This window comes from Bradyrhizobium sp. Gha (assembly GCF_900113735.1).
Lineage (GTDB): Bacteria > Pseudomonadota > Alphaproteobacteria > Rhizobiales > Xanthobacteraceae > Bradyrhizobium.
The window spans coordinates 91,526-116,816 of the sequence record NZ_FOQM01000016.1; the positions used below are offsets into that span (position 1 = coordinate 91,526).

General features: G+C 63.6%; 29 protein-coding genes and 1 pseudogene. 10 read left to right on the top strand and 20 right to left on the bottom strand.

From position 1 onward, the window contains the following. Nucleotides 1-35: 35 nt before the first annotated feature. Entirely contained in the window at nucleotides 36-680 is a 645-nt protein-coding gene (locus BM222_RS20140; protein ID WP_092230788.1) for a glutathione S-transferase family protein, read from the top strand. A 17-nt stretch (nucleotides 681-697) separates the two neighbouring features. Here BM222_RS20140 and BM222_RS20145 read toward each other — a convergent pair. The 4 genes and pseudogenes from BM222_RS20145 to BM222_RS20160 form a co-directional block, all read right to left on the bottom strand. Beyond that, a pseudogene (locus BM222_RS20145) lies at nucleotides 698-1,482 on the bottom strand (enoyl-CoA hydratase/isomerase family protein). 12 nt (nucleotides 1,483-1,494) lie between these two features. After that, complete coding sequence (locus tag BM222_RS20150; protein ID WP_092230791.1) at nucleotides 1,495-2,604, bottom strand: cyclic nucleotide-gated ion channel; 1,110 nt, start codon at nucleotides 2,602-2,604, stop codon at nucleotides 1,495-1,497. Between the two features lie 165 nt (nucleotides 2,605-2,769). Further along, complete coding sequence (locus BM222_RS20155) at nucleotides 2,770-2,988, bottom strand: hypothetical protein (protein ID WP_092230794.1); 219 nt, start codon at nucleotides 2,986-2,988, stop codon at nucleotides 2,770-2,772. A gap of 117 nt (nucleotides 2,989-3,105) precedes the next feature. Next, nucleotides 3,106-4,551 (bottom strand): type 2 periplasmic-binding domain-containing protein, encoded by a 1,446-nt coding sequence (locus tag BM222_RS20160; protein WP_092230797.1) that lies wholly within the window; start codon nucleotides 4,549-4,551, stop codon nucleotides 3,106-3,108. 407 nt (nucleotides 4,552-4,958) lie between these two features. Here BM222_RS20160 and BM222_RS20165 point away from each other — a divergent pair, with 407 nt between their 5' ends. Beyond that, on the top strand, nucleotides 4,959-5,306 hold the full coding sequence (locus BM222_RS20165; RefSeq protein ID WP_177243335.1) for a DUF3307 domain-containing protein: 348 nt from the start codon (nucleotides 4,959-4,961) through the stop codon (nucleotides 5,304-5,306). A 192-nt stretch (nucleotides 5,307-5,498) separates the two neighbouring features. Then, nucleotides 5,499-5,897, top strand: coding sequence for a hypothetical protein (locus BM222_RS41175; protein WP_177243331.1), 399 nt, complete (start codon nucleotides 5,499-5,501; stop codon nucleotides 5,895-5,897). A gap of 55 nt (nucleotides 5,898-5,952) precedes the next feature. Here BM222_RS41175 and BM222_RS20175 read toward each other — a convergent pair whose 3' ends face one another. Continuing rightward, complete coding sequence (locus BM222_RS20175; protein WP_177243332.1) at nucleotides 5,953-6,276, bottom strand: YkgJ family cysteine cluster protein; 324 nt, start codon at nucleotides 6,274-6,276, stop codon at nucleotides 5,953-5,955. 5 nt (nucleotides 6,277-6,281) lie between these two features. Then, nucleotides 6,282-6,980, bottom strand: coding sequence for a helix-turn-helix transcriptional regulator (locus tag BM222_RS20180; protein WP_092230805.1), 699 nt, complete (start codon nucleotides 6,978-6,980; stop codon nucleotides 6,282-6,284). Between the two features lie 112 nt (nucleotides 6,981-7,092). Between BM222_RS20180 and BM222_RS20185 the strand changes: the two genes are divergently transcribed. After that, a complete protein-coding gene (locus BM222_RS20185) occupies nucleotides 7,093-7,368 on the top strand; it encodes a hypothetical protein (RefSeq protein WP_092230808.1) in 276 nt (91 codons plus the stop codon). Between the two features lie 37 nt (nucleotides 7,369-7,405). Beyond that, nucleotides 7,406-8,134: a glutathione S-transferase family protein gene (locus tag BM222_RS20190; protein WP_092230810.1), complete on the top strand. Its 729-nt coding sequence runs from the start codon at nucleotides 7,406-7,408 to the stop codon at nucleotides 8,132-8,134. A gap of 74 nt (nucleotides 8,135-8,208) precedes the next feature. Here the strand turns inward: BM222_RS20190 and BM222_RS20195 are convergent, their stop codons facing one another. From BM222_RS20195 to BM222_RS20235, 9 genes are all read right to left on the bottom strand, one after another. Then, nucleotides 8,209-9,360, bottom strand: a complete 1,152-nt coding sequence (locus tag BM222_RS20195; protein WP_092230813.1) for an ABC transporter substrate-binding protein — start codon at nucleotides 9,358-9,360, stop codon at nucleotides 8,209-8,211. Between the two features lie 89 nt (nucleotides 9,361-9,449). Beyond that, nucleotides 9,450-9,869 carry an acyl-CoA thioesterase gene (locus tag BM222_RS20200; RefSeq protein ID WP_092230816.1) on the bottom strand — a complete coding sequence of 140 codons (420 nt, stop codon included), beginning with the start codon at nucleotides 9,867-9,869 and terminating at the stop codon, nucleotides 9,450-9,452. A 12-nt stretch (nucleotides 9,870-9,881) separates the two neighbouring features. Continuing rightward, on the bottom strand, nucleotides 9,882-10,643 hold the full coding sequence (locus tag BM222_RS20205) for an SDR family NAD(P)-dependent oxidoreductase (protein WP_092230819.1): 762 nt from the start codon (nucleotides 10,641-10,643) through the stop codon (nucleotides 9,882-9,884). A gap of 23 nt (nucleotides 10,644-10,666) precedes the next feature. Next, nucleotides 10,667-12,550: a feruloyl-CoA synthase gene (locus BM222_RS20210; RefSeq protein ID WP_092230822.1), complete on the bottom strand. Its 1,884-nt coding sequence runs from the start codon at nucleotides 12,548-12,550 to the stop codon at nucleotides 10,667-10,669. Further along, nucleotides 12,547-13,356 carry a crotonase/enoyl-CoA hydratase family protein gene (locus tag BM222_RS20215; protein WP_092230825.1) on the bottom strand — a complete coding sequence of 270 codons (810 nt, stop codon included), beginning with the start codon at nucleotides 13,354-13,356 and terminating at the stop codon, nucleotides 12,547-12,549. Before BM222_RS20215 ends, BM222_RS20210 begins: the two co-directional genes overlap by 4 nt. Nucleotides 13,357-13,477: 121 nt before the next feature. Beyond that, nucleotides 13,478-13,939, bottom strand: a complete 462-nt coding sequence (locus BM222_RS20220; protein ID WP_092230828.1) for a DUF3237 domain-containing protein — start codon at nucleotides 13,937-13,939, stop codon at nucleotides 13,478-13,480. 12 nt (nucleotides 13,940-13,951) lie between these two features. Further along, nucleotides 13,952-15,271, bottom strand: coding sequence for a TRAP transporter large permease (locus tag BM222_RS20225; protein WP_092230831.1), 1,320 nt, complete (start codon nucleotides 15,269-15,271; stop codon nucleotides 13,952-13,954). Nucleotides 15,272-15,273: 2 nt separating this feature from the next. Then, on the bottom strand, nucleotides 15,274-15,783 hold the full coding sequence (locus tag BM222_RS20230; protein WP_092230834.1) for a TRAP transporter small permease: 510 nt from the start codon (nucleotides 15,781-15,783) through the stop codon (nucleotides 15,274-15,276). 72 nt (nucleotides 15,784-15,855) lie between these two features. Next, nucleotides 15,856-16,872, bottom strand: a complete 1,017-nt coding sequence (locus BM222_RS20235; protein ID WP_092230837.1) for a TRAP transporter substrate-binding protein — start codon at nucleotides 16,870-16,872, stop codon at nucleotides 15,856-15,858. A 251-nt stretch (nucleotides 16,873-17,123) separates the two neighbouring features. Here BM222_RS20235 and pobA point away from each other — a divergent pair, with 251 nt between their 5' ends. Together pobA and BM222_RS20245 are read left to right on the top strand one after the other, a co-directional pair. Beyond that, on the top strand, nucleotides 17,124-18,293 hold the full coding sequence (pobA, locus tag BM222_RS20240; RefSeq protein ID WP_092230841.1) for a 4-hydroxybenzoate 3-monooxygenase: 1,170 nt from the start codon (nucleotides 17,124-17,126) through the stop codon (nucleotides 18,291-18,293). A gap of 163 nt (nucleotides 18,294-18,456) precedes the next feature. Continuing rightward, on the top strand, nucleotides 18,457-18,870 hold the full coding sequence (locus BM222_RS20245; RefSeq protein ID WP_092230844.1) for a PaaI family thioesterase: 414 nt from the start codon (nucleotides 18,457-18,459) through the stop codon (nucleotides 18,868-18,870). A gap of 145 nt (nucleotides 18,871-19,015) precedes the next feature. Here the strand turns inward: BM222_RS20245 and BM222_RS20250 are convergent, their stop codons facing one another. After that, the gene (locus BM222_RS20250) at nucleotides 19,016-19,900 is read right to left on the bottom strand and encodes a LysR family transcriptional regulator (protein WP_092230847.1); all 885 of its coding nucleotides are present in this window, start codon (nucleotides 19,898-19,900) and stop codon (nucleotides 19,016-19,018) included. Nucleotides 19,901-20,022: 122 nt separating this feature from the next. Between BM222_RS20250 and BM222_RS20255 the strand changes: the two genes are divergently transcribed. Then, nucleotides 20,023-20,652, top strand: a complete 630-nt coding sequence (locus tag BM222_RS20255) for a pyridoxamine 5'-phosphate oxidase family protein (RefSeq protein WP_092230849.1) — start codon at nucleotides 20,023-20,025, stop codon at nucleotides 20,650-20,652. On the opposite strand, the gene BM222_RS20260 is transcribed toward BM222_RS20255, so the two are convergent. Together BM222_RS20260 and BM222_RS20265 are read right to left on the bottom strand one after the other, a co-directional pair. Further along, nucleotides 20,649-21,737: an AbrB family transcriptional regulator gene (locus tag BM222_RS20260; protein WP_092230853.1), complete on the bottom strand. Its 1,089-nt coding sequence runs from the start codon at nucleotides 21,735-21,737 to the stop codon at nucleotides 20,649-20,651. The genes BM222_RS20255 and BM222_RS20260 overlap by 4 nt on opposite strands. Nucleotides 21,738-21,837: 100 nt before the next feature. Then, complete coding sequence (locus BM222_RS20265; protein ID WP_092230856.1) at nucleotides 21,838-22,116, bottom strand: PsiF family protein; 279 nt, start codon at nucleotides 22,114-22,116, stop codon at nucleotides 21,838-21,840. A gap of 188 nt (nucleotides 22,117-22,304) precedes the next feature. Here BM222_RS20265 and BM222_RS20270 point away from each other — a divergent pair, with 188 nt between their 5' ends. Both BM222_RS20270 and BM222_RS20275 read left to right on the top strand, forming a co-directional pair. Continuing rightward, entirely contained in the window at nucleotides 22,305-22,793 is a 489-nt protein-coding gene (locus BM222_RS20270; protein ID WP_092230859.1) for a hypothetical protein, read from the top strand. 361 nt (nucleotides 22,794-23,154) lie between these two features. After that, entirely contained in the window at nucleotides 23,155-23,826 is a 672-nt protein-coding gene (locus BM222_RS20275; RefSeq protein ID WP_092230862.1) for a DsbA family protein, read from the top strand. Nucleotides 23,827-23,911: 85 nt separating this feature from the next. Here the strand turns inward: BM222_RS20275 and BM222_RS20280 are convergent, their stop codons facing one another. Both BM222_RS20280 and BM222_RS20285 read right to left on the bottom strand, forming a co-directional pair. Continuing rightward, entirely contained in the window at nucleotides 23,912-24,118 is a 207-nt protein-coding gene (locus tag BM222_RS20280) for a hypothetical protein (protein ID WP_092230865.1), read from the bottom strand. 80 nt (nucleotides 24,119-24,198) lie between these two features. Beyond that, entirely contained in the window at nucleotides 24,199-25,269 is a 1,071-nt protein-coding gene (locus tag BM222_RS20285) for a carboxylesterase family protein (RefSeq protein ID WP_092230868.1), read from the bottom strand. Nucleotides 25,270-25,291: the final 22 nt, after the last annotated feature.

Consider the following 25,291-nt stretch of genomic DNA (forward strand, 5'->3'; position numbering starts at 1 on the left):
ATGAGCCATCGCAGCCGGCCAGATGGAGCCTCGCCATGACCAATCCAAACCGAATCACCTTGTATTACTCGCCCCAGAGCCGGGCCACCGCCACGCGGGTGCTGCTGGAGGAGCTTGGCGCGCCCTATGATCTCCATATCCTCAACATGAAGGCCGGCGAGCAGCGGCAGCCCGCCTATCTTGCCGTCAATCCGCTCGGCAAGGTGCCGGCCGTCAGGCACGGCGGGGCGCTCGTGACCGAGCAGGTCGCCATCTCCATCTATCTCGCCGACTTGTTTCCGGAGGCTGGGCTTACGCCCGCCTTGAACGATCCGCTCCGCGGTCCTTACTTGCGCTGGACCGCCTATTACGGCTCCTCGTTCGAGCCAGCGCTGATCGACAAGTTCATGCAGCGCGAGCCCGCGCCGATCACGCAGTCACCCTACGCCGATTACGACACAATGCTGGGTGCGCTCGAGGCGCAGCTGTCGAAAGGGCCATATCTGCTCGGCGAGCGCATGACCGCCGCCGATGTGCTGTGGGGCGTCGCGTTCAACTGGACCATGATGTTCGGCATCGTGCCGAAGAAGGATGTGTTCGTCCGTTATTCGGAGCGCATCACCTCCCGGCCGGCGTTCCAGCGCATCAATGCAGCTGATGACGAGATGGCGGCACAGCATGCCAAGGCTCTGGGTGGGTGAAGGCTCTCGGTGCGTGATCAGAACCTCGGCAGCCGCTTCTCCGCGAAGGCCCTGATGCCTTCCTTGATCTCGTCGCCGCGCATGCTGTCGCGGTGGCGCTGGTCAGCGGCTTGCTCATCGAGCGCGCCGCGGGCGAATTCGTTGATGGCACGCTTCATGCCGCGCATCGCGTTCGGAGCATTGCCGGCGAGGATGTTGGCGAGCTTGTCGACCTCCTCGTCGAGGGTTTCCACCGGCACCATGGCCGTGAGATAGCCGATCCGCAGCATCTCCGGAGCGGTGATCTTCTGCGCTGTCAGGAACAGCTTTTTGGCGTTATCCACTCCCAGCCGGGTCACGTAGCGTTTGATGCCGCCCTGTAGTAATGCAAGCCGAGCCGGGCCGCCGGCATGAACATCTCGGCGGTGTCGACGCCGATGCGGAAATCGCAGGCGAGCGCGAGATCGGTCGAGCCGCCATAGACGCCGCCATTCAGCCGGCAGATCGTCGGCACGCCGAGATCCTCCAGGCGGTTGACGACGACCTCGAAGGCCGAGCCGGCGCTCTGCTGCTCGTTGGGGCTCACCGCCCGCTCGGCGACAGAATTCAGATCATAGCCTGCGGAGAACGCTCGTCCCGTGCCGGTCAGCACCAGAACCCGGATATCAGGATCGCTCTCCACCCGGTCGAACAGCTTGACCAGCTCACCCAGATCCTCCGCCTGGAGCCGGTTGAGATGCTTTGGCCGGTTCAGGCGGATGGTGGCGCGTGCACCGCTGAGTTCGAGCACGGGGGGACTTGCCGCGTCGGCTATATCCGACATTCTTGCCTCCATTTACGTGTTTTCGAGCGCGCGGCGCTTGGCTTCGGCGTCGATGGTCTCGGCGAGATCAGGGTGCCGTGCCATCAGCACGCGGAAGTCGACGAGGTCGAGCACCAAAAGCCGCGACACTTTCGTGGTCGAGACGTTGGCGCCGCGCACGTTGTTGCCGAGCAGCGCCATCTCGCCGAAGAAGGCGCCTTCGCCGAGCTGTACTTTCTTGCCCGGGAGATCGACCTCGACGGCGCCGGCCGCGATGAAATACATGCAGTCGCCCTGCGCACCCTTGCGGATGATCATGGTGCGCGCCGGCAGCTCCATTGTGCGCAGCACGTGGGTGACGTCCGCGATGGCCGCTGGCCCCAGCGCTGCGAAGAATGGCACCTTGCTGACGGATTCCCAGGTCTTGAGGAAATTGTCGCGCCGGGTTTCCGCTGCGAACCCGGTCGCCAGAATACCGGTCCACAGGCCGAACACGCCGAGGCCCGAGATCATGACCAGGGCTGCCACCATGCGGCCGAGCGGCGTGACTGGCACGACGTCGCCATAGCCGGTCGTGGTCAGCGTGACGACCGCCCACCACAGGGCGGCCGGGACGCTGCCGAACGTTTGCGGCTGCACGTCCCGCTCCAGGAAATATTCAGCGACGGAGGCGAGGAAAACCACCATCAGGAAGATGACCAGCACGCTGATCAACGGCCCGGATTCGAGCACCAGCACGCGGCGGAGCTGGCGCAGGCCAGGAATGCCCGGCACCACTTTCAGCACCCAGAGCACGCTCAGCAGCCACGCGGTCTTGGGTTCGGCGCCGAGGATCAGCGCGACCGGCACGGCCAGCGCCCCCAGCGCGTCGACCAACCCCGCGGAGGAGGAGATGTAGAGCCCCAGCCGCTGCTGCCGCGCCATGTGGCGCAGCCGGACGAGCCATTCGAACACGAAATAGATCAGACAGGCCCACAGCAGGACATCCATCCAACGGTGCGCGGTGTCATAGGCCGGGTCGACCGTCAGCAGGGCCATGCTGAGCACGCCGACTGTGACGGCCACATAGGCCGCCTTGGTCATGTTGCGGCCGGCGGTCGCGGCCATGAATTGGGCCAGAGCGGAAAACATCGGCTTGGACATACGGGACGGCGGCTCGGTCTGGTTCCTGCGGTCCCGGGCTGGGACTTCGGCGCCAAGGTGCCCGCCCGCACCGGGGCCGTCAACGACAGGCCGGGCAGCGGCGCCATCCGCTCAGGTCAGGGACGGTCAGGATGCTTTGGGGGCAGATGCCACCGCGAGTGGTCGTTATTTGAAATGCGGAGGCTCATCATAGCCGCGGCGGCTGCTCCAGAACAGCAGCATCATCAAGCCGACGCCGACGACCACGGAGAACCCTGCCCCCAGCGCCAGTGCCACATAGCCTTCGGTCGGGATCGGGTCGCCTGCAACCGACATGGCTGAATAGGCGAAGTACCCGACGGCAACCAGCATTCCCAGCAGGATGATGACAAGGAGCATACGCATCGTGCGTTCTCGGGTTGTGCCAGTAACCAACGGTTGCGCCGCCGAAACGGTTCCGGGGCGGGAAGCGATTCGCTTGAAATGCGAGAGCCCCCGCGGCGCGAAGCACGAATCGATAGGTCAGGCACTCTGAGCTGTTTTCACCACCACGACATTGGTGTCGTCATGCGGGGGAGGGAGGGCTCCGATGGCAACCTTCTCGATCTCGCTGGCGTGGCGTTTCAGGAAGTCGCGACGCATGCCGATTTCGTCGCGGACGAAGTCGTAGCCGAGCTTGAAGGTGTCGAGCCCGTCTGTGCTGATCGTGCCGTCGCGCAAGCCGATGATCGCGCCGCGCAAGATGCTCTCGAGCTCGTCCTGCAGACATTCGAGCTGATCCAGCGAATGCGCATGCTCGATGCGTTCGCCGATATCGAGAATGGCGGTGGAGAGCTCGCTTGCCTTCTCCGGAGCGATGCGGGTGATCTTGGCGTAGATGGCGGCGAAGATCGAGCCGATGACGCTGAGCGCGGCTGCGCCCAGATACATCATGTCGCTATACTTATCCATGAACGACTTGGTGTCGTCGTTGATGTAGTCGGCCGCCCCCTGATGCGCCATCACGTAGGCGTCCTTCTCGACGGAGGCCGGTTCGATGTGCGTCGCAAAGCCGTCGTCGAGCCCGAGCGCGGACTTGTTCTCGTAGACGATCCGCGCAATGTCGCCCGCGGTGGTCGCCGACATCCTGGATTGCGCGACGAGCAGCCATTCGAGGCCGATCGTGTCGAGATCGTCATCGGGAATTTCCGGCGAGGCGGACAGCGTGCCTGCCGACAGCGTCTCATCGGAGATACCGGGGAATTTGAGCGCCAGTGCCTTGGCCTCGTCGATCGCATTCAGCGTGAAGCCGCCGTGCCTGGCGACCTGCTCATAGGCCTTGTCGCGCACGGCCTTGGAGGCATGGACGATCGCAATCACCGCGCTGAAGCCGCCGGCCGGCGCGAACAACCTGTCCAACGTCGCGCCCTGCGGCCCCATCTGGATCCTCGCCGCGTCGGGACCGTCGGGGATGTCGAGCAGGCTGCGGACGAATGCGAGCGAAGAGTCGTTCTCGGCGAGAACCGCGACCTTCTTCTTTTTCAACTCGGCCAGCGCTTTGATCTTCTTGTTGCCGGCACCCAGCAGCAGCACGAGATCGTGCTCCAGGATCGCCAGCGTACGTGCTCGCAGCGGCACCTTGGCGTCGGTGCGGAGGACGGCAAGATCGGCCTGCCTACGATCGAATTGCGCGAGCGCCTTGGCGTTATCGGCATTGTTGACGATCTTGATCCGGAAACGAGAGGCGTTGTTCTTCAGCAGCGTGGCGAGCTTGGTCGCGAACAGCGCCTCGTCGCTGTTGGGAGGGCCGACAGCAAAGGTCAGCGTCTCCGAATTGTGCAAGAGGGAGCGGCCGGCCCAGACGGTCGCAAGCGACAGCAGCAGGGTCAGCACGACATACAGCAGGACCTGCTGCTGATTGGTCTTGATGACCTTGGGGCGGCGCGGCGGTGGGAGCTCGGTCGACGAGGTCGGGCCTTCAGTACCCATGGCAGCCCCCTGGCCTTATTCCTGAAAGGGCGGGCGGCGCGGCCCCCGCCGGCGGCCTGCGCGAAAAATTTGCAAGCGTCTGAAAAATAAGAACGACAATCCGCAGCTTGGGAATGATAGCGCGCCGGCGAGAGAATGCAAATTCCGCGCCGGAGGTAACCTTACTCGACCGATCCGCGCCGCTTGGCCATCCTATTACCCTTTAGCCACAGTTCGCGATTTTCCGGTTCCCCCTAGCTGCATTCCGGCACGGGAGGTGTCATAAATCATCGGTCCCGATGACTTGACGGGTCCAAGAAGAAGTTGCGCTGAACGCTCCATTTTTTCTTTTCGGGTCAATGAGGGCGTCAGCTTTGTCGTTTCCACCCCTGTCATCGGCGGTTCCGGTCGAAGCGCTTATTGGCTGGATGTTGCTGCTCACCTTCAAGCACGTCATCGCCGATTTCGTCTTGCAGACGGCCTGGATGGCGCAAGGCAAGGACCAGAAGCACGGCTGGGCATTGCCGCTTCTGGTGCATTGCCTGATTCATCTTGCGGTTGCGTTGCCGCTGATCCTGATCGCAGCGCCGAGATTCTGGTTCGTGGCTCTGATCGATTTCGTCATCCACATCACGATCGACCGGGCCAAGGGACTCGTCTCGGCCAATTTCGGCGTCAACCAGGAGCACCCCTGGTTCTGGACCCTGATCGGCGTCGACCAGGCGCTGCATCACCTGACCGGCTTCGGCCTCTCGATTTTCATGGCGGCGAACTGAGGCTCAAGACTCATCCTGAGAGCCCGCCGAATGCCGGCATCTCGAAGGATGGCTGCAACCCCGTATTCAACCCGATAGGGCTCCCCTTGAATCGCGGCAGGATGGCAAGGACCCCGGGTGACTACCGCCCAGGGTGGTTAACCTTTCATTAGAGAATTGCGCTGCATCTTCCCTTCACGAGGGAGAACTGCAATGTTTTCAAGCCGCGACGCTTATGAAAGCGATTTCTGCCCGGTTCGCGAAGAGCTCCTTGGCGAGATGTACCGCGCCAGCGAGGGTGGCCTGCCGAGGCTGATTGAGAGTGTTTCCCCTGACGCGCGCGCCAGGCTGGCGCTGTTTTGCTATCGCCGCAGCCACCTTCATTCGCTGGCCGTCGCGATCGCAGGAAGCTGCAGCGAGCGCGACCTGATCGAGAACGGCGGCCGTGTCGGCTCGACGCTCTATGCGCTGTCGCGCGGGAGCTCGGTCAAATCGTCACCGTCACTGTCGGGAGGCCGCAAGCCGATCACGCTGTCGACCAAGCCGCTCTCGGTGCTCGCACCGCTTGATGACGAAATCGACGACGAGATCAGCGAAGCCGTTCCGGCCTAAGGGCTCTATTTGTTTGCGCATGATCCGGCGGAAAACCGCTGCACACTTTTCCGGATCATACGCTCTCGATCACAGGCAGCCCGAACTTTCGCCGCGCCATCGCGCATTCGGCATCGCCCGGCATGCAGGTGCGGCACACTTCGGGCCGCACTGCGTAGACGCCGCACGCGGTGGCTTTTCCAATTTCGCCCTGCAACGCCGAACAGCGATCGCCCTCGCAGCGCATCCCGGATTGACGCTCGTTGACGAGCGCCTCAGGGATCGCAGCGAGCTCCTCGTCGCTCTCGATCGAGAATCGCGGCCAGTTCTGCGAATAGCTGCAGCAGGCGCCGCAGCTCTGGCAACAGCTCGACAGATCGATGCTAGAGGTCTCGTCCATCGCCGTCACGTGTCCTTTGGCGGCCCCCAGACCAGGCTCTGCCGCCATTTCGCGCGCAGCACGTCGCGCCTCTCGGGATATCTTTCGTCGAGATAGGTGGCGTCCACGACGCGGTCGGTGCGGAAGCTGCGGAAGTCGCTGCGCAGCTCGCACCACGCCGCAAGCAAACGCACGGCTTCGAGATAGCCGACCGAGATCGGCCAGATCATGCGCTCGCTGGAGCGGCCCTGCTCGTCGCGATAGCGCAGCATGATCTTCTTGCCTTCGTGGATCTGGGTGCGCGTGCGCGCCATGTCCAGCCGGTCCGGCTCCCTGTTCCAGCTCGGCCGTGCGCGGCTCGCCGGCTCCAGCACGAAGGGGCGCAGCCGCTCGGGCACGGTGTCGGCGATCTTGGCCATCAGATCTTCGGCCGCGCGTGCCAGCGTGGAATCGGCATGGCCGGCGACCCATTGCGCGCCCAGCACGGCCGCCTCGATCTCGTCAGGTGTCAGCATCAAGGGCGGCAGGTCAAAACCCTTCTCCAGGATGTAGCCCATGCCGGCTTCCCCGCGGATCGGCACACGCTGGCCCATCAGCGTTGCGATGTCGCGATAGATGGTGCGCTTCGACGTCTCGAGCTCGGCGGCAATCGCGTCCGCCGTCAGCGGCTTACGGGTGCGCCTCAGCACCTGGATGATCTGAAACAGCCGGTCGGCGCGTCTCATGACAATTCTCTCATCGGGGGCGGATCAGAAAATGGCGCGTGGCTGCTGACAGGATGTTGGCAGCAGGGGAGTTCTATACCGGGACAACACATCGACTGAAGAGGATTTGTCCATGATCATTCCAAGCCATTTCGGTCCGGCCGGTCCGCTGTGGCGGGCACAGGCCTCACTGCACGGGTTGCCGTATGCCCGGGCCTTCAGCCGCCTGATGTTTTTCGATCTCACAATCGTCGACCTCCGCGTGGCGCTCGTGACCATGCTGGCACGCTCGCTGATCCGGGCTGCGGACGCGCTGGTCCGCCATGTCATGAGCCGCGCCTGGCAGGGGGCCCGTTTCGCAGAAGATATCACGGCTGCTGCCACCATGGTGGCAGCAGCGCGTCACTAGGTTCCGTCAACTCTTTCGGTCGTTCAGGAGAGCTCGCATGATCACGCTTTATGGCTTTGGCGCCGGCTTCGGCCTGCCGGAAATCAGCCCCTTCGTCACCAAGACGGAGGTGCAGCTCAAGATGGCGGGCTTGCCCTACCGGAAGGAGCGTGCGATGCCGCCGGCATCGCCGAAGGGGCAGCTGCCCTTCATCGACGATGGTGGCGAGGCCGTGGCCGATTCCACCTTCATCCGCGCCCATGTCGAGCGCCGCTACGGCTTCGATTTCGATGCCGGTCTCTCATTGCAGGAGCGCGCGCAGGCCTGGGCGTTCGAGCGCATGATCGAGCATCACGTCTATTGGGCGCTGGTCGGCGCACGCTGGGTCGATCCGACCAATTTCGCCAAGGGCCCTGCCCATTTCTTCGACGGCGCGCCGGAACACAATCGCGAAAAATTGCGCGAGGATGCGCAGTTCCGCGTCGCCGAGAACTATCTACTCTCCGGGCTTGGTCGCCATGGACCCGACGACGACGTCGAACTGGCGGTGCGTTCGGTGTTCGCATTGTCCGTGCAGCTCGGCGACAAGTCCTATCTGATGGGCAACAAGCCCAGTGGGGTCGATGCCACGGCGTTCGGCGCGCTGGCCGGCATTTTGACGCCGTTCTTCGAATCGAGCCTGCGCGAGCGCGCGGAAGGATTTCCGAACCTCACCGCTTATGTCGACCGGATGATGGACATCTACTACCCGGAATTCGCCTGGACGCCGCTGCGGCAGGCGGCCTGACGCGTACGCGGGCCGCAAAAAGAAAAGAGCCGGCCCTGTGGGCCGGCTCTCGTCGTTTCGGCAACGGCGGCTGCTTATTTCGCGAGCGTGTATTTGCCGTCCTTGACCGTCAGCAGTATGCGCGAGCGGTCGTCGAGGCCGTAGCGATCCTTTTCGGTGAAGTTGTAGACGCCCTGGCTGGCGGCCATCTCCCGCTCCGACAGCAGTGCCTGACGGATGGCATCGCGGAATTCCGGCGTGCCAGGCTTTGCGGTCTTCAGCGCAACAGGGATGACGCGCTTGAGGATCTCAAACGCATCGTAGGAATGGCCGGCGAACTGGCTGCGGCTGTTGGGGCCGTATTTGGCCTCATAGGCGGAGTTCAGCGCCAATCCCGGCTTTTTGGTGAGGGCGCTGTCAGGCTGATCTTCGGGATCCATGACGGGGCCCGACGCCATCAGCACGCCTTCGGCGGCCTTACCGGCGATACGGATGAAGTCCATGCTGGCCGCGCCGTGGGTCTGGTAGATCAGGCCCTGATAGCCGCGCTCGCGCAATTCGGTCTGCGGCAGTGCTGCGGCAGTGCCGGAGGCGCCAACCAGAATCGCGTCGGGATTGGCGGCGACGAGCTTCAGCACCTGTCCAGTGACCGAGGTATCCGGACGTGCAAACCGCTCTTCGTCCGCGAGCGCGAGGCCCATCGGCACGCCCTGGGCCTTGAAATCGTTGAACCAGAGGTCGCCGTAGGAGTCGGAGTAGCCGATATAGCCGACCGTCTTCACGTTATGCGCCTTCATGTGCTCATAGAGCACCTTGCCCATGATCGGAATCGGCTGTGGCATCGCCACGGACCACTTCATGCGCTCCGGGGTGATCGGAAAAGGCGCGAGCCCGAAATGCGGAATGCCGGCTTCATTGGCGACGTTCGAGACTGCGATCGTCGGCGGCGTCAGCGCCGATCCCATGATGATGTCCGCCTTGGACTCGGTCACGAAACGGCGGGCGTTGGTGGTCGCGGTGGTCGGATCGCCGCCGTCGTCGAGCACGATCACTTTCAGCGGCACGCCGCCGATTGCCTTCGGCACGAATTCCAGCGCGTTGCGCTCGGGGATTCCGAGCGCGGCGCCCGGACCAGTTGTCGTGGTGGTGATGCCGATGGTGATCTCGTTGGTCTGGGCCAGCGCGGGCAGAGCCGGCAGCGCCAGCGTCGCCGCCGCGATCGCGGCGGTCAGGTAACAGCGTTTCATCAGTTCCTCCCTTGACGTTTTTCCTTGAAAGCAGAATTCGGGGATGAGTTCAGCCCCGTCTTTTGTCGATGCGGCGATTTAGCTCCGGACTAGCTTCCCGTGAATTTGGCGACCATTTCCGGAGGGAATGGCGCCGACTTCAGTCTGTCGGGGTTGTCCGGGTCGCGGCCGACCAGAACACGCGTCTCGAACCCTTCGATGGCGAGCGCCTCGCCCTTGTAGACGTTGTGCTTCACCTCGAAGCTCGAGCGCTTGATGCTTTCGATCTTCGTCTCGATGGTGATCCAGTCGCCATAGGTCGAGGGGATGTAGAACTTCGACCTGGTATCGACCATGGGGATGCCCACCAAGCCGTATTTGCGGACCAGGTCCTGCTTGGAGAAGCCGGCGACTTCGAACAGGGTTGACGTCGAATCGTCGAACATCGCGAAGTAACGCGGATAGTAGACGATGTTGGCGGGGTCGCAGTCGCCCCACTGGATCTGGACGTCGCGCCGGTTCACGAACATGCGTTGCGCGCCCTATTTCGGCGCCATGCGCAGCGAACCGTCGAGGCGCACCACTTCGCCGTTCAGGTAGGAGTTCTCGACCATGTGCAGCGCCAATGCCGCGAACTCGTCAGCGTGGCCGAGCCGGCGCGGGAAGGGGATCGCCGCGGCAAGCGAGTCCTGGGCTTCCTGAGGCAGGTTGGCCAGCAGCGGCGTGAGGAACAGGCCGGGTGCAATGGTCAGCACGCGAACGCCGAACTGGGCGAGCTCGCGCGCGATCGGCAGCGTCATGCCGACGATGCCGCCCTTGGAGGCCGAATAGGCTGACTGGCCGATCTGGCCGTCATAGGCGGCAACGGAGGCCGTGTTGATGATGACGCCGCGCTCGCCTGTTGCCTGCGGCTCGAGTTTGGACATCTCGGTCGCAGCGAGACGCAGCATGTTGAAGGTGCCGATCAGATTGACCTTGATCACCTTGTCGAAATCCGCAAGTGCCATCGGCCCGTCGCGACCAACCACGCGCTTCGCCACGCCGATGCCGGCGCAATTGACCAGCACGCGGGCCGGGCCGTGGGCCTTGGTCGCCTGTGCGATCGCAGCCTCAGCCGAGGCCGCATCGGAGACGTCGCAGGTCACGGCCACGCCCTTGATCTCGGCAGCAACGGTTTCCGCGAGCTTGGCATTGAGATCGCACACCGCGACCTTGGCGCCCTGCGCCGCCAGCTTTCGCGCGGTCGCCGCGCCAAGCCCAGATGCGCCGCCGGTGACGATGGCTGCCTGATCCTTCAACAACATGGCGTTCTCCTTCGATGAATTCTTTAGCCGACCGATATCACACGGTCCGATGGATTGGCAGCATACAGCTCCTCGATCAGAGCGCCGCGATGCTCGAGCACCGCGCGCTGGTTGATCGAGCCCTTGTCCGTGACCTCGCCCTTGTCGATCGAGAGTGGCGTGTCCATCAGGATCGCGCGTGTGACCCGCGTCGAGGACCCGGTGGCCTGGCTGAGGAAGTGCGTCAGCCGCTCGCGGAAGGCTTCGCGCACCAGGCGGTCGCGTGCGGTCACGGTGAGATTGTCGGCCGGCAGTGTCGGGTTGACCAGGCGGCAGCCGTCGAGATCGAGCAGCACGAGCGCGGAAACTTCGTCGCGATTGATGCCGGCGATGACGACGTCGCGCACCAGCGGCGCGCAGGCCGCGGTGAGGCGCGCGCGCAGCGGGCCGACGCTGACCCAGGTGCCGCTCGCGAGCTTGAAATCCTCGCTGACACGTCCGTCGAAGTCGAAGCCGGCGTTGAGATCATCGGGATCAGCGGGCTTGAGCGCATCGCCCATCTTGTAAAATCCTTCCTCGTCGAAGGATTTCGCGGTGATGTCGGGTTGACGCCAATAGCCGGGCATCACGTTCGGCCCCTTGGCTCGGACTTCCATCTTGCCGTTGTTCGGCACCAGCTTGGCGTCATTGCCGGAAACAGGAAGGCCGACATGGCCGGAACGGCTGGTGCGCGGATTGACCGACATGAAGAACGGCGCGGTCTCGGTCGCGCCAAGTCCGGTCAGCATCGGCACGCGATAGCCCTTCTCCTTCACCGCCAGTTCGTCGAGGCTGTCCCAGACGAAGGGCGATAGTGCCGCGCCGGAGAAGAACATCGCGTGCAGGCGGTCGAAGAATTTGGCGCGCAGCCCCTGGTCGTCGCGCAAATAAGGCAGCAACGATTCGTAGCCCTTGGGCACGTTGAAATAGACCGTCGGCGAAATCTCCTGGAGATTGCGCACGGTCTCCTCGATGCCGCCGGGCACCGGCTTGCCGGCGTCGAGATACATCGAGCCGCCATTGTACAAGGTCAGTCCGATATTGTGGTTGCCGCCGAAGGTGTGGTTCCAGGGCAGCCAGTCGATGATGACGGGCGGCTCGTCCTTGAGGAAGGCGAGCGTCTCGCGCAGCATCACCTGGTTGGCGCAGATCATGCGCTGGGTGTTGATGACGGCCTTGGGGTTGCCGGTCGAGCCCGACGTCAGCAGGAACTTTGCGATCGTGTCGGGGCCGATCTTGCCGTGCACAGCGTCGAGGTCGTCACGAACAGGAGTTGCCATGAGGTCGGCGAGCAATGTGACGTCGCGGCCCGGCACGCTGCCGTACGACGCGGCGATCTCGGTGCCGAGCGAGACATTGGCGGCGAGCGCATCCGCGAACTTGCCGGCATCCTCTGCGAAAACCAGGCCCGGCGTCAGCAGCTTCATCAGATAAGAGAGCTTGCCGTAATCCTTCGACACCAGCGAATAGGCCGGCGACACCGGGCAGAACGGAACGCCGGCATAGAACGCGCCGAAGGCGAGCAATGCGTGGTCGATCGAATTGCCTGACAGGATGACGACCGGCCGCTCTGCCGAGAGGCCGCGCCGGATCAATCCCGAGGCAATATGCCGGCTCGCGGTGAGCAGCTCGGCATAGCTGATCTTGCGCCAGCCCCGGCCGCCTTCGCGCTCCGCCATGAACACGCGGTCCGGCGTCGTGATCGCCCAATGATGCAGGCGGTCGGTGATGCGGACGGGATAGTCGCCGAGCGGGTGTTTGGGCCGCAGATAGATCGTGCCATCGGCGCGATGTTCGATGTCGACGACGGGATCGCCGAACGAAATGGGCCGCAGCGGAGAATTGCTCACGCCGCGCTCTGTGCTGGAAGAGGACGGCTGGGGGCTCATGATTTCGGCTTCACCTTGGCGGTCTTGTGCTCGAGGAACTCGCGGATCCTGCGTTTTGCCTCTTTGTCGCTCTGCGCAACCGTCGCCATCAGCGATTCCATGAGCAGGCCAGTCTGCGGATTCGCTTCCGCGATCATCGGCAATGCCTGGAGCACGGCGAAATTCGTCAACGGCGCGTTGGATGCGATCTTGGTCGCGAGTTCCAGCGCCTTGGCGAGGCCGTTACCGGCCTCCGTGACATATTGTGCAAAGCCGTAGGATGCGCCTTCCGTCGCGGAATAGACGCGCCCCGTCAGCATCATGTCCATCATGCGGGCGACACCGATCAGCCGCGGCAGCCGCACCGAGCCGCCGCCGCCGACGAAGATGCCGCGCTGCCCTTCCGGCAGCGCGAAATAGGCCGTGGGCTCCGCGACGCGAATATGGGCGGAGCAGGCAAGCTCGAGCCCGCCGCCGATCACCGCGCCCTTGAGCGCCGCAATCACGGGCACGCGGCTATATTGGATGCGGTCGAACACCCGGTGCCACATCTGCGAGTGCAAGAGGCCGCCGGTGGCGTCGTGATCCTGCAGTTCGGAGAGGTCGAGACCGCTGGAGAAATGGTCGCCAATGCCGTGAATGACGACCGCCCCGATGTCCTCGGGCAGGGACGTAAAGCATTCGCCAATTTCGAGGATGATGCCGTCATTGAGCGCATTGCGCTTGGCCGGCCGGTTCAGACCTAACGTCAGAACCCGGTCCACCCTCTCGATCTGAAGCAACCCGGAGGCGCCCGCGCCAGCGGTCTCGGCGTTTCCCTGTGTCATTTGCGTCCTTATCAGAATAGTTATGTTGTATAACGAATTCCGCAGGAGTCAAGGAGGCCCTCCGGTGGGCTTCACATTGGGGTCGTCCCGGCCAGCGCCGGGACGACGGCGGAGCGTGTATTCACAGCACCTGATGCACGTCGATCACCACGCGATCCGAATGCCGTGCGGCTGAGCCGATAAAGATGTGCTCCATCAGCCAGCGATATTTCTCGTGCCCCGTCTCGAATTTCGGCACGGTGCGAAAATAGATCAGTTTCGGATCGACCGGCTCGCCGCGCTTCAGCTTTTGCAGCAGCTCGACCGGCCCGAAGCGCATGCCCTTGTTCTCGACGTAGACGATTGCGCCGTCGTCGGTCTCGAAGGCGTATTTGGCTTCCAGGTCGATCAGCTCGTTGGGGCGGATGGTCTGGAAGTCGGCGCCGAACGGCAGCACCTTGCCTGATATCGCGCCCGACACCGCGCCGCCGAGGATGGGGATGATGCGGCGGACGCCGGTGCCGGTCTCGCCGGCGGTGATGACGTCGCCGATTTCGGCGGTGATGGTGAAGACGTATTTCGTCGCGAGCGTCGGCGTGGTCATCGCTTCATCTCTCTAGTGTGCCATCATCCGCGTCGGCAGCCAGGTCGCCAGTAACGGGAAGGTGATCAGGATCACCAGGCGTACGAGATCGGTCGCTACGAACGGGATCACGCCCTTGAAGATGGTGGCGAAGGAGACGTCCTTCACCACGCTCTTGATGACAAAGACGTTCATGCCGACAGGCGGATGGATCAGGCCGAGCTCGACGGTCATGACGATGATGACGCCGAACCAGATCGGGTCGAAGCCGAGATGCATGATGACCGGGAAAATGATCGGCACGGTCAGGATGATCATCGCCATCGCGTCCATCAGGCAGCCGAGCACGAGATACATGATCATGATCAGTGCCAGTACGCCGTAGGAGCCGAGGCCGAGACCGGTGAGGAATTCCGTCACCTTCTGCGGCGTCTGCGTCACCGTCAGGAAGTAGCCGAAGATCAGCGCGCCGATCAGCACGGTGAAGACCGCGGCGGCCGTGCGCGTCGCCTGCAGCAGCGACATCAGCACCTTCTCGCGGTCGAGCCGCCCGGTGACGATGCCGATGATAAAGGCGCCCGTGGCGCCGACGCCGCCGGCTTCGGTGGGCGTGAAACGCGGCAGGAAGGGCAGGCCGTAAAGGCCGCCGATCACGAACACGAACAGCAGCACCGGCGCCCAGATCTCCTTCACGCCCGCGAAACGCTCGCGCCAGGGCAGCACCTTGCCCTTGGGCAGGAAGTCTGGGCGGAAATAGCCGATCAGGAAGATCGTGATCATGTACATGGTCATCGCCAGCAGGCCGGGGATGATGCCGGCGATGAAGAGTTTTCCGATGTCCTGCTCGGTGATGATGCCGTAGACCGCGAGCACGGTGGAGGGGGGCAGCATCGCACCCAGCGTGCCGCCGGCGGCGATCACGCCGGTGGCAAAGGACTGCGGATAGCCGAAGCGGCGCATCTCGGGATACGCAACGGCGGAGAAGGTCGCCGCGGTGGCGACCGAGGAGCCGCAGATCGCGGCGAAGCCGCCGCAGGCGCCGACCGTGGCGATGCCGAGGCCCCCGCGCAAGTGGCCTACGAAGCCGTTGGCGGCGCGGAACAGCTCGCGGCTCATGCCCGAATTGCTGACGAACGATCCCATCAGCAGGAACATCGGGATCACGCCGAACGTGTAGTCGGTGACGGTGCGCATCGAAGTCTGACCGACCAGCTTCAGTGCAGGTGTCGCACCGACGAGATAGGCGAAGCCGGAGACGCCGACGAGGCCCATGGCCATGCCGACAGGCACGCGCAGCAGCATCAAGGCGAAAAGGGAAACGAAGCCGAGAACGGCGACGACATCGGTGCTCATGACTACTCCGTCGCCTTCAGCTTGGGGTCGTGCATCTCTTCGGGATGGAAGATCAGTCGGTAAGTGCGGATTGCGATCAGCAGCACGGCCGAGACGTCGCCGATCCATGCAATTGCGAAGAATGGCCAGGTCGGCATGTGCATGTCGAACGTCTGGACGTTGTCCTTGTAGGTGCCGCGGACCTTGTCGAACAGCGTCCATGTCTGCACGGTGACGACGAATAGCAGCACCAGGGTCGCGAACACGTCGATCCAGCGCTGGTAGCGTGGGCCGACATTGCCCCAGACCAGGTCCACCGTGATGTGCGTGCCGCGATACGAGGTCGCCGCAATACCCCAGAAGATGAGGATGCCGAGCAGCATGCGGCCGATGTCGAAACTGTCAGGAATCGAATAGTTGAGCGTGTTCCGCAGCAGCACCGACAGAAAGATGTCCAGCGCGACGAGGCCGACGAACGCGGCCGCGATCCATTCGATCGTGTCGATGATGCGATCCATCCAAGAGCGCTTCATGGGTGGAGGCCCTCAAGTTTGCAGGAAAACGGCGGCGGGAGGATTCCCGCCGCCGTTTCTGTTTCGTGAAACCTATTCCGCCAGCGCGTTGTACTTCTTCAGCGACGCCTTCAACTCGGCGAGGGCAGCGTCGGGATCGATGCCGGCCTTTTTGGCACCTTCACCCCAGGTCTTGACCAGCGGCTCGGCCGCCTTCTTCCAGGCGGCGGTCTGGTCCGGTGTCAGCTTGTAGATCTCGTGACTTTCTTCCGCCTTCACCTTGTCGATTCCGGCATCCTCGAACTTGCCCCAGTGCTCGCCAACTACGCCGGCCATTTCGGTCGTGCAGTTCTTGTCGATCGCGGCCTTTTGCTTGTCGGACATCGCGTCGTACTTGTCCTTGTTCATCACGAACACGAACGTGGTCGTGTAGAGTGGTGCGTCCATGTCGTACTTGGTCACCTTGTCGATGCCGAACAGCACCAGCGAGCCCCAGGGGAAGGTCACCGCGTCGGCAACGCCGCGCTCGATGATGTCGCGCACTTCAGGTGCCGAGGACTGCACGTTGGTGCCCCCGAGCGCGGTCACGAAATTCGCCATGGTGGCATGGGCGGGCCGGATCTTCATGCCCTTCACGTCCTCCGGCACCACGATTTTCTTGGTGCGGGAGTGGAACGAGGAAGGTGAGTGGACGAAGGCGAGGCAGTATTTGACGTCCTTCATCTCCTTGGCTGCATATTTGCGATACCAGGCGTCCAGCCCCTCCGACCCGCCCTTGGCATCCGAGACCAGGAAGGGCAATTCGCCGGCGCCGATGATCGGGAAACGACCGGGCTGGTAGCCGGGATTGACATAGGTGACGTCGGCGATGCCGTCGCGGGCCATGTCGTAATGGTCGAAGGCCTTGCCGAGCTGCTGGGCCGGGAATACCTTGCCCGTGATGGTGCCGCCGGAGTCCTTGTTCACCGCGGCCACCCAGTCTTCCAGCGACTTTTGCAGCGGGTGCGAGGCCGGCACCCAGTGCGAGACCTTCAGATCGATGGTCTTGTCCTGCGCGAACGCAGGCGTCACGCTTGCTGCCAGCAGCAAAGCCAGACAGGCTTTCCTCATCACGTGTCTCTCCCTCATTGTGACGGCGGGCTTCGATGGCCCGGTTTCGTTAATTAACATGTTATCTAACTGGCTGGCGCGTTCAAGCCGGAACTGCTGCGTCGTCTACGTCAGTGATGCTGCATGGATTTGTCGCTGCCCCGGCGACCGGCCTCCCCTTTTTCCAACCGTTATATGATATAATTATCCTGGGCGGATCAACGCGACAAGCGAGCCGCGACGAAAGCCTACAGGATCGGGAGGAGCAAGTATTGCGGACAAAAGTCGCAATCATCGGGGCCGGGCCGGCAGGATTGTTGCTTGGGCAACTTCTGCATCAATACGGTATCGACAACGTAATTCTCGAGCGGCAGAGCCCGGATTACGTGCTGGGTCGCATCCGTGCCGGCCTTCTGGAGCAGGGAACGGTTGGACTGCTCGACCAGATCGGCGCCGGCGCGCGGGCGCATGCCGAAGGGCTGTTGCATGAAGGCATCGAGCTTGCCTTCGCCGGCCATCGGCATCGCATCGACATGAAGGCCGCGACCGGCAAGACGGTCATGATCTATGGCCAGACCGAGGTCACCCTCGACCTGATGGACGCGCGGAAAGCGGCCGGCCTCACCACCGTCTACGAGGCCAAGGATGTGCAGCCGCATGATTTTGATGGTAGCCGCCCGCGCGTAACCTGGGTCAAGGACGGCCTCACCCACACGCTCGATTGCGATTTCATCGCCGGCTGCGATGGCTTTCACGGTGTCAGCCGCGCCAGCGTACCCGCTTCGGCGATCGAGGAGTTCGAACGGGTCTATCCGTTCGGCTGGCTCGGTATCCTCTCGGAGACACCGCCGGTCAGTCACGAACTGATCTATTCCAACCATGCCCGCGGCTTTGCCCTCTGTACCATGCGATCGATGAAGCGCAGCCGCCATTACCTGCAGTGCTCGCTCGACGACCATGTCGATCAGTGGTCCGACGATCGCTTCTGGGACGAATTGAAGCGCCGGCTCGACCAGGAAGCGGCCGACAATCTGGTGACGGGCCCCTCGATCGAGAAGAGCATCGCGCCCTTGCGCAGCTTCGTCGCCGAGCCGATGCGTTTCGGCAAGCTGTTCCTGTGTGGCGATGCCGCCCACATCGTGCCGCCGACCGGCGCCAAGGGGCTGAACCTCGCGGCCAGCGATGCGCATTATCTGTCGAGCGCGCTCCGCGAGTTCTACGACGAAAAATCGAGCGCCGGCATCGAGGGCTATTCCGCCAAGGCGCTGGCGCGGGTCTGGAAGGCCGTGCGCTTCTCCTGGTGGATGACCTCGATGCTGCACAAATTCCCCGACAATGGCAGCATCGGCGCGCGTATCCAGCTCGCAGAGCTCGACTATGTCACGCAGTCGCAGGCCGCGATGACGTCGCTGTCGGAGAATTACGTGGGCCTGCCGTTCTAGGAATGGTGCTCTACGTCATTGCGAGCGAAGCGCTTCGCTTGCAATGACGGGAGTGGGCGCGTTTCAAGCACCCGCGCAAATCCCGTTTAAAACTTTGTAATTGATGCGTCCGTCACATCCATCGCGTTCAATGGCAACAATCATTGCAACGCATGGGACTGACATGCCTGATATTCCCGACGGCTTCGAGCCGCTCTCCCGCAAGAGTCCGCTCACCGAACCCTGGGAGCCGCTCTACGCAAAGAAAACGGAGAGGACCGTTTTCATCGGCCTCCGGTTGGCAAGGCCACACACCAATGGTCGTGGTCTGATCCATGGCGGTCTGATCGCCGCGCTCGCCGACAATGCCATGGGCTACAGTTGCGCGCAGGCGACGGGCTGGACGATTTCGTTCGTGACGGTTTCGCTGTCGATCGATTTCGTCGGCTCCGCGGAGATCGGCCAATGGTGCTCGATCGAGAGCGACGTGATCAAGACCGGCAAGACGATCTGTTTCGCGCAAAGCCTCATCAAGGCCGACGGCGTCGTGATCGCGCGGGCGAGCGGGACGTTTCGGGTGGTGCCCAAGAAAGGGTGATGCTCCCTCGTGTCCCGGACGCGGTGCGGCGCGAAGTGCCGCTCCGCAGAGCCGGGACCCATGTCTTGACGGATACCAGGCCGCCTTCTGGGTTCCGGCTCAGCGCAGCAACGGTACGCGTTGCAGCGCGTCCGGAACACAGCCACTACCCAAACCGCCAATCGGCCGTCTCCACCACGAGATCGATGAACGCGCGCACCTTGGCCGAGAGCAGGCGCGAGGTTGGATAGACGATGTGAATCGGCAGCGCCGGCTGCTCGTATTTCACCAGCAAAATCTTCAGCCGTCCGCGCTTCAGCCCGTCTGCGGCCTGATAGGCCAGCACGCGCGTGATGCCGCCGCCGGCCTCGGCATATTGCAGGGCGGCATCGGCGCTGTTGCTGGTGAATCGCGGCGACGGCGTCACCTCGAGGTCGCGGCCGCCTTGCGCGAAGCGCCACGCCGTCGCGGGACCGAACAGGATGGTCCGATGCTCGGTCAGCGCCTCCGGCGTCTTCGGCTCGCCATGGCGCTTGAGATAGCCCGGCGCTGCCACCGTGATCCGCCGCATCTCGCCGACCTGGCGCGCGACCAGGGAGGAGTCGGCGAGGTGGCCGATCCGTACCGCGGCATCGACAGCGTCTTCCACGAGGTTGACGAGGTTATCCGATAGCCGGAGTTCGCAGGCCACGCCGGCATAACGCTTCAGATAGGCGGTCATGACCGGACTGACATGCAGCCGGCCGAAGCCGACCGGCGCCGACACCACGAGGCGCCCGCTTGGCCGGTTGCGCTCCTCCCGCGCGGAGCCGTCGGCTTCCTCGACATCGGCGAGGATCCGCCGGACGCGTTCCAGATAGCGCGTCCCGACGTCGGTCAGTCTCACCTGCCGCGTGGTCCGTTGCAGCAGCCTTGCGCCGAGATGCTCTTCAAGCGACGCGATCAGTCGCGTCACCGCCGAGGGCGACAGCCGCAATTTTCGCGCTGCCGGCGCGAAGCCACGCAGGTCGGCGACGGTGACGAAGACGTGCATGGCTTCCAGCCGGTCCATCCGCATTATTGCATATGGCGCAATGATGAAGTGTCAACAGGTAAGATTGTTTTGATAGGTGGAAGGTCCATTTTAGCCGCCGATAGACGCAGCAATGCGCCGGAATTTCAGGAGATGTTCCGATGACGGCAACTCACGCCTACGCCAGCGATGTCGCCTTCTCGCCGGCAGTAAAATCGATCCAGACCCGAAAGGGGTCGCGCGCAGGCTATGCCCAGGCCGAGCAGCGGGGGTGGCGCACCGAGGTCGATGAGAATCTCGCGGCTTTTCTTGCGGATGCCAATAGCTTCTATTTCGCCACGGCCTCGGCCGACGGCCAACCCTATATCCAGCATCGCGGCGGGCCGAAGGGCTTTTTGAAGGTCTTGGACAAGCAAACGCTGGCCTTTGCGGACTACGCGGGCAACCGGCAATACGTCACTCAGGGTAATCTCTCCGAGAATTCCAGGGCCTACATCTTTGTCATGGATTACGCCCATCGCCGCCGGGTGAAGATCTGGGGCGAGGCACGGGTGGTCGAGGATGACGATGCGCTGACGGATGCGCTGATGCCGAAGGGCTATCGCGCCCGGCCGGAGCAGGTGATCGTATTCAAGATCGCCGCCTGGGACACCAACTGCCCGCAGCACATTCCGCAAAAGTTCGACGCCCCCGATGTGGCGGCGGCGCTGGCGGCAAGAGACCAGCGCATTGCGGAGCTCGAGGCGCAGCTTGCCGAGCTGAAGGGGCAGGCAACGGCAGAACGGGGCTAATCGTCGACGTCGTCCTGCGTGCGGCCGAACAGGTGCACGATCCCAGGTGTCGCGATGGTCACGAACACGAAGCGCGAGAGGTGATGGGCGCCGACGAAGATCGGGTCGATGTGCAGCGTGAGCGCCAGGGCCAGCATTGCGTCCATTGCGCCGGGTGCGAAGGCGACGACGACGTCGGAGAACTTCACCTGGGTGGTGAGCGCGACGATGCCGACGAAGACCGCGGACACGGCGATGGCCACGGCAAACGAGCCCAGCGCGGCGTTGATGTGGCCGGCCAGCGTCTTGATCCGCATCCGGGCGAAGCGGCTGCCGATCAGCGCGCCAATGCCGACCAGCGACACGCCGCGGACCCAGTTCGGAAGACCGCCGTCGACCCAGCCGGCGCCATGCAGCACGCTCGAGGCGATCATCGCCCCGAACATCCAGCTCGCCGGAAACCTGATCAGCCGCAGCACCAGCGATGCCGCCAGCGAAGCGGCGACCAGTTCCAGAAGATCGAGCGGTGAAGCGATCGTCGTTGTCAGCGACGGTCCGACAGAGGGCGCGATGCCCGCGATTGCCAGCACCATCGGCAGCGCCGCCGTGAGGATGATCACGCGCATGGTCTGCACCACCGCGATTCCAGGCAGATCGGCGCCGCGCTCAACTGCCAGGATGGAGATCTGCGACAGCGCCCCGGGGCTTCCCGCAAGGAAGGCCGAGGTGCGGTCCCAGCCATGGACGCGCTGAAGGTAATAGCTCGAGCCGAAAGTCGAGCAGAAGGTGGCGAGCGCCAGGAGCCCGATGGTCAGCGGATAGGCGCTGACCTGTTGGATCAGGTGACGGGAGACCACGGAGCCCAGCGAAATCCCGAGCAGCACCAGCACCGTCTGGGTCAGGAGCGCCGGCACCGCAACCTGGCGTCCGGCTATCGCGGCGATCCCGACCGCGATCATCGATCCGGAGATCAAACCGCCCGGCAAGCCCGCGGCCAGAAAGGCCAATCCGCCGGCGGCACCGATGACGAGCGTCTCCGCAGTGCTCAAAAACTTGGCACGGCTCGGCCATTCGAACGGAAGGAGGGAGGCGGTGATTTGCTTCACGCCGCCTTATCGCAAATCGGCGAGAGGCGCACAATTGCGGGCTCGTCATGCCGCAATGCGCGCGCCTCTCGCCAAAGGCGAGGAGAGAAATGTGACGGATTTACTTCTTGTCGGCGGCGGCGGCGGCAGGCGCGGCGCCGGCCTTGGCGGTCTTGATGCACTCGGAGCGGAATTTCTTGCGCTCCTTGCCGTGCAGGCCCTTGGCGTCCGCCTGCTTGGAGCATTCGAGGGATTCGGCCGAGTGCTCCTTCGGCGCCTTCTTGTCGGCGGTCGTGGTGGCATCGGTCTTGGCGGCCGGCGCCGCGGTCTGGGCGTAAGCCGTGCCGGTGGCGAACAGGGAGGCAATGGCAACGACGGCGAGGCGGGAGGCGAGGGTCATGGTGTTGCACTCTTCTTGCGGGAATTGCGAAGGGACGCAAACCTCGGCCCGCGTTGCTGAACGCGACATGAATAATCTGAACGGCGCGGGCACTATATTTTGGCCCCGGCCCCCATCGCTTCCTTGTCGGAAGGCGTCGACACGCTAGGATAGCAACCCTCGTTTTGCTTCCCGGAGGGAGACCAAGGATGACCATTCAAGCCAAATTGTTGTGTGCAATTGCGGTGTCGGGCGTTGCCGCGCTGGTGGCGAGCGCGCCGGCCCAGGCGCTGACCTCGCAGGAGTGCAGCGCGAAATATCAGGCGGCCAAGAAGGACGGCTCGCTCGGTACCATGAAGTGGAATGACTTCCGCAAGGCCCAGTGCGGGGCTGATGCGACGCCGGCCGCTGCACCGGCTGCGGCCGCGCCTGCGCCTGCTGCCGAGCCGAAGCAGGCCAAGAAGGAGGCAGCGCCCGCTGCTGCTCCGGCGCCGGCCGTGCCAGCCGGCCCCGCGATCTTCCCGAACGCGGTCGATCCGAAATATGCCAAGGAGACGGCCGGCAAGGCGCGCCTGCACACCTGTGTCGACCAGTACAACGCCAACAAGGCCACCAATGGCAATGGCGGCATGAAGTGGATCGAAAAGGGCGGCGGCTATTACAGCGAATGCAACAAGAAGCTGAAAGGCGCCGCCTGAGGTTTCGAAATGACGCCGAGGCCGGAGCCAAGCTCCGGCCACTTGTTTAGTCCAATGGCCTCTCGGCCAGTTTCGGCACCAGCTGCGATCGCTTCCGCGGGCCCACTGCCGGATCGCGAGCTCGGTAGATCCGGCCGCGACCCAGACGTCGCTCTTGCGTCATTCATGAAGGAAGACTCGCTTTTCAGGCGACGAATACGATCCAGGCCTAGCCTGAACGGCCCCATGCACTCGTTCGCGGAGCCCGCCCGCCGCCACGCTGCTGCTGCGATGACATCGTCCCCGTGACACTCTATATGGGGCGTAACATTTCCCGGTTCCGACGCGTATCTGCAGAGATGGGACCGAAACGGGACGAGATATGGCTGGATTTAGGAATAAGGGCCTTGATGGAGGCCTTCGGCCGACGCGCCGTACGGCGCTGACGTTGATCGGCGTAGGCGCCTTCGCGGCCGGCGGTATGACCCTGGCGCGTGCGGCTGCCGAAGATGATGAGGTACTGACCGAAGCCAAGGTGCTGCGTGATCCCGACGTTCCCGTCGCCGGCAATCCCGATGGCAACATCTCCATCATCGAGTGGTCCGACTATAATTGTCCCTATTGCCGCAAGCTCGAGCCGGAGCTGCGCCAGGTTATCCAGGACGACGGCAAGGTCAGGCTGGTGTTGAAGGACTGGCCGATTCTCGGGCCCGTCTCGGTGACGGCGGCGCGGATCGCGCTGGCCGCGAAATTCCAGGACAAGTACCATCAGGCCCATGACGCCATGATGGGCGTCAGCTCGCGCCTGACCGAGTCGCGCGTCAACGAGCTGCTCGCATCCGCCGGGGTCGACATGGACCGCCTCAAGAGCGACCTCAACGCGCACGGCAAGGACATCGAGGCGATCCTCAAGCGCAACAACGACCAGGCCGAAGCCTTTGGCTTCCGTGGCACGCCGTCCTTCATCGTCGGCAAGTACCGCGTGCCGGGTGTGCTCAGCATGAGCGAGTTCGAGCAGGTCATTGCAGATGCGCGCAAGGCCAAGATGAACTGACCTATCGCTGCGCTGGTCGCAGACAAGACAAAGGCGCCGCCGCGGACCCGCGACGGCGCCTTGTTCATGTCAGGTCGACGGAAGACTACTTCGACGAGATCCGGACCCAATCCTTGTGCGCACGATCGCGCAGCAGATCCCAATCGGCTTTCGCGACATCCCAGTTCACGATGGTGCGATTGCTGGTCGCGACCTCGCCATTGGCGACTGACGACGTCTGCATGGAGTCATAGACATAGACGCCGCAAGCGAGCAGCAGTGCGCCCAAAATCATTCCGAAAAAAGTCTGCATGCGAACCTCCGGTGACGGGCGATAACGTCGGCCCGGAGTGATGGTTCCGCGACAGTGCGGCGCAGGTAAGGACGGCTGGTTCATCCCTCGTTCAGCCAATCCAGCAGCTCCGCGTTGATCTCGCGGGGATAGGTGTGACTGAGATCGTCGATTTCGCGATAGGTGACGTCAGCGCCGGCGGCCGTGAGTGCGGCTTGCGTCTGCCGCGCGCTCTGCACGGGAAACATCCAGTCGAGCTTGCCGTGGGTGATGAAAACAGGCAGCCCTTGCAGGCGCGTGGCGTCGGCCATTTCAGCCATCAGCGGATGGAAGGTTGCCGACACCGGAGCGAGATGAGTGAACGGTGAGGCGCCATCGAGCCCGCTGACATAGCAGAAGGTGCCGCCGTCGCTCATGCCGGTCAGCAACATGCGCGAGGGGTCGATGCTCCAGCGGCTGCGCACGGTTTCGAGGATGCGCATGAGGTTCGGCGTGTCGGTGTCGTCGCCCATCAGCGCCCAGGTCTGTCCCGTCGCCGTTGGCGCGACCAGGATCGCGCCGAGGCTGCGGGCATCGCGCAGCCAACTCCACAGGAAACCACGTCCGTTGCCGCTGCCGCCATGCAACGCGATCACCAGAGGCCAGGCTCGATCGGCTGTGTAATATTCGGGCACATACACCGAGAAGCCGCCGCGGCTGCCGGGCTCGTTGTGATCGTGCAGGATACCGGTGTTGTCCCCCGCGCCGGCTTCGAGCAGCGTCAGCAGATCGCTGTTCCCGCGGGCGGCCGGATTCAGGAAGAAATTGCTGACCGGCGGAAACTGCAGCGACAGCGGATAAAGCGCCTCCTGGGCGCGCGGCAGATGGCGCAGCGCGCGGAACACCGCGACGAGATCGCCATTGCCGCGCTCGACGTCGCGAATCCCGGCAAAGGCGGCGAGCGTCTCGTTGCAGCTGCGATCGAGCCGTTCGCGCAGGCCGGTGAACTGCTCCGGCCATTGTCCGATGGCAGCGTGTGTCGTCTGCAGCGCATCATCAGGCGCGCCGATTGTGTTCATCACCGAGCCGAAAGCCGGCGGATGCAAATGCCGGGCGAAATAGCCGAGCGCTTCGAGCGCATCGAGCAGCGGCGGCAGCACGGCCACGATGTCGTCAATGACGGCCTCGGTCATCGCCGCTTCCTTTGCTTGGCGT

Excerpts from the sequence above, each read along its gene's own strand:
- BM222_RS20140 (WP_092230788.1), top strand. The coding sequence starts at position 36 with ATGACCAATCCAAACCGAATCACCTTGTATTACTCGCCCCAGAGCCGG.
- BM222_RS20150 (WP_092230791.1), bottom strand. The coding sequence starts at position 2,604 with ATGTCCAAGCCGATGTTTTCCGCTCTGGCCCAATTCATGGCCGCGACC.
- BM222_RS20155 (WP_092230794.1), bottom strand. The coding sequence starts at position 2,988 with ATGCGTATGCTCCTTGTCATCATCCTGCTGGGAATGCTGGTTGCCGTC.
- BM222_RS20160 (WP_092230797.1), bottom strand. The coding sequence starts at position 4,551 with ATGGGTACTGAAGGCCCGACCTCGTCGACCGAGCTCCCACCGCCGCGC.
- BM222_RS20165 (WP_177243335.1), top strand. The coding sequence starts at position 4,959 with ATGTTGCTGCTCACCTTCAAGCACGTCATCGCCGATTTCGTCTTGCAG.
- BM222_RS41175 (WP_177243331.1), top strand. The coding sequence starts at position 5,499 with ATGTTTTCAAGCCGCGACGCTTATGAAAGCGATTTCTGCCCGGTTCGC.
- BM222_RS20175 (WP_177243332.1), bottom strand. The coding sequence starts at position 6,276 with ATGGACGAGACCTCTAGCATCGATCTGTCGAGCTGTTGCCAGAGCTGC.
- BM222_RS20180 (WP_092230805.1), bottom strand. The coding sequence starts at position 6,980 with ATGAGACGCGCCGACCGGCTGTTTCAGATCATCCAGGTGCTGAGGCGC.
- BM222_RS20185 (WP_092230808.1), top strand. The coding sequence starts at position 7,093 with ATGATCATTCCAAGCCATTTCGGTCCGGCCGGTCCGCTGTGGCGGGCA.
- BM222_RS20190 (WP_092230810.1), top strand. The coding sequence starts at position 7,406 with ATGATCACGCTTTATGGCTTTGGCGCCGGCTTCGGCCTGCCGGAAATC.
- BM222_RS20195 (WP_092230813.1), bottom strand. The coding sequence starts at position 9,360 with ATGAAACGCTGTTACCTGACCGCCGCGATCGCGGCGGCGACGCTGGCG.
- BM222_RS20200 (WP_092230816.1), bottom strand. The coding sequence starts at position 9,869 with ATGTTCGTGAACCGGCGCGACGTCCAGATCCAGTGGGGCGACTGCGAC.
- BM222_RS20205 (WP_092230819.1), bottom strand. The coding sequence starts at position 10,643 with ATGTTGTTGAAGGATCAGGCAGCCATCGTCACCGGCGGCGCATCTGGG.
- BM222_RS20210 (WP_092230822.1), bottom strand. The coding sequence starts at position 12,550 with ATGAGCCCCCAGCCGTCCTCTTCCAGCACAGAGCGCGGCGTGAGCAAT.
- BM222_RS20215 (WP_092230825.1), bottom strand. The coding sequence starts at position 13,356 with ATGACACAGGGAAACGCCGAGACCGCTGGCGCGGGCGCCTCCGGGTTG.
- BM222_RS20220 (WP_092230828.1), bottom strand. The coding sequence starts at position 13,939 with ATGACCACGCCGACGCTCGCGACGAAATACGTCTTCACCATCACCGCC.
- BM222_RS20225 (WP_092230831.1), bottom strand. The coding sequence starts at position 15,271 with ATGAGCACCGATGTCGTCGCCGTTCTCGGCTTCGTTTCCCTTTTCGCC.
- BM222_RS20230 (WP_092230834.1), bottom strand. The coding sequence starts at position 15,783 with ATGAAGCGCTCTTGGATGGATCGCATCATCGACACGATCGAATGGATC.
- BM222_RS20235 (WP_092230837.1), bottom strand. The coding sequence starts at position 16,872 with ATGAGGAAAGCCTGTCTGGCTTTGCTGCTGGCAGCAAGCGTGACGCCT.
- BM222_RS20245 (WP_092230844.1), top strand. The coding sequence starts at position 18,457 with ATGCCTGATATTCCCGACGGCTTCGAGCCGCTCTCCCGCAAGAGTCCG.
- BM222_RS20250 (WP_092230847.1), bottom strand. The coding sequence starts at position 19,900 with ATGGACCGGCTGGAAGCCATGCACGTCTTCGTCACCGTCGCCGACCTG.
- BM222_RS20255 (WP_092230849.1), top strand. The coding sequence starts at position 20,023 with ATGACGGCAACTCACGCCTACGCCAGCGATGTCGCCTTCTCGCCGGCA.
- BM222_RS20265 (WP_092230856.1), bottom strand. The coding sequence starts at position 22,116 with ATGACCCTCGCCTCCCGCCTCGCCGTCGTTGCCATTGCCTCCCTGTTC.
- BM222_RS20270 (WP_092230859.1), top strand. The coding sequence starts at position 22,305 with ATGACCATTCAAGCCAAATTGTTGTGTGCAATTGCGGTGTCGGGCGTT.
- BM222_RS20275 (WP_092230862.1), top strand. The coding sequence starts at position 23,155 with ATGGCTGGATTTAGGAATAAGGGCCTTGATGGAGGCCTTCGGCCGACG.
- BM222_RS20280 (WP_092230865.1), bottom strand. The coding sequence starts at position 24,118 with ATGCAGACTTTTTTCGGAATGATTTTGGGCGCACTGCTGCTCGCTTGC.
- BM222_RS20285 (WP_092230868.1), bottom strand. The coding sequence starts at position 25,269 with ATGACCGAGGCCGTCATTGACGACATCGTGGCCGTGCTGCCGCCGCTG.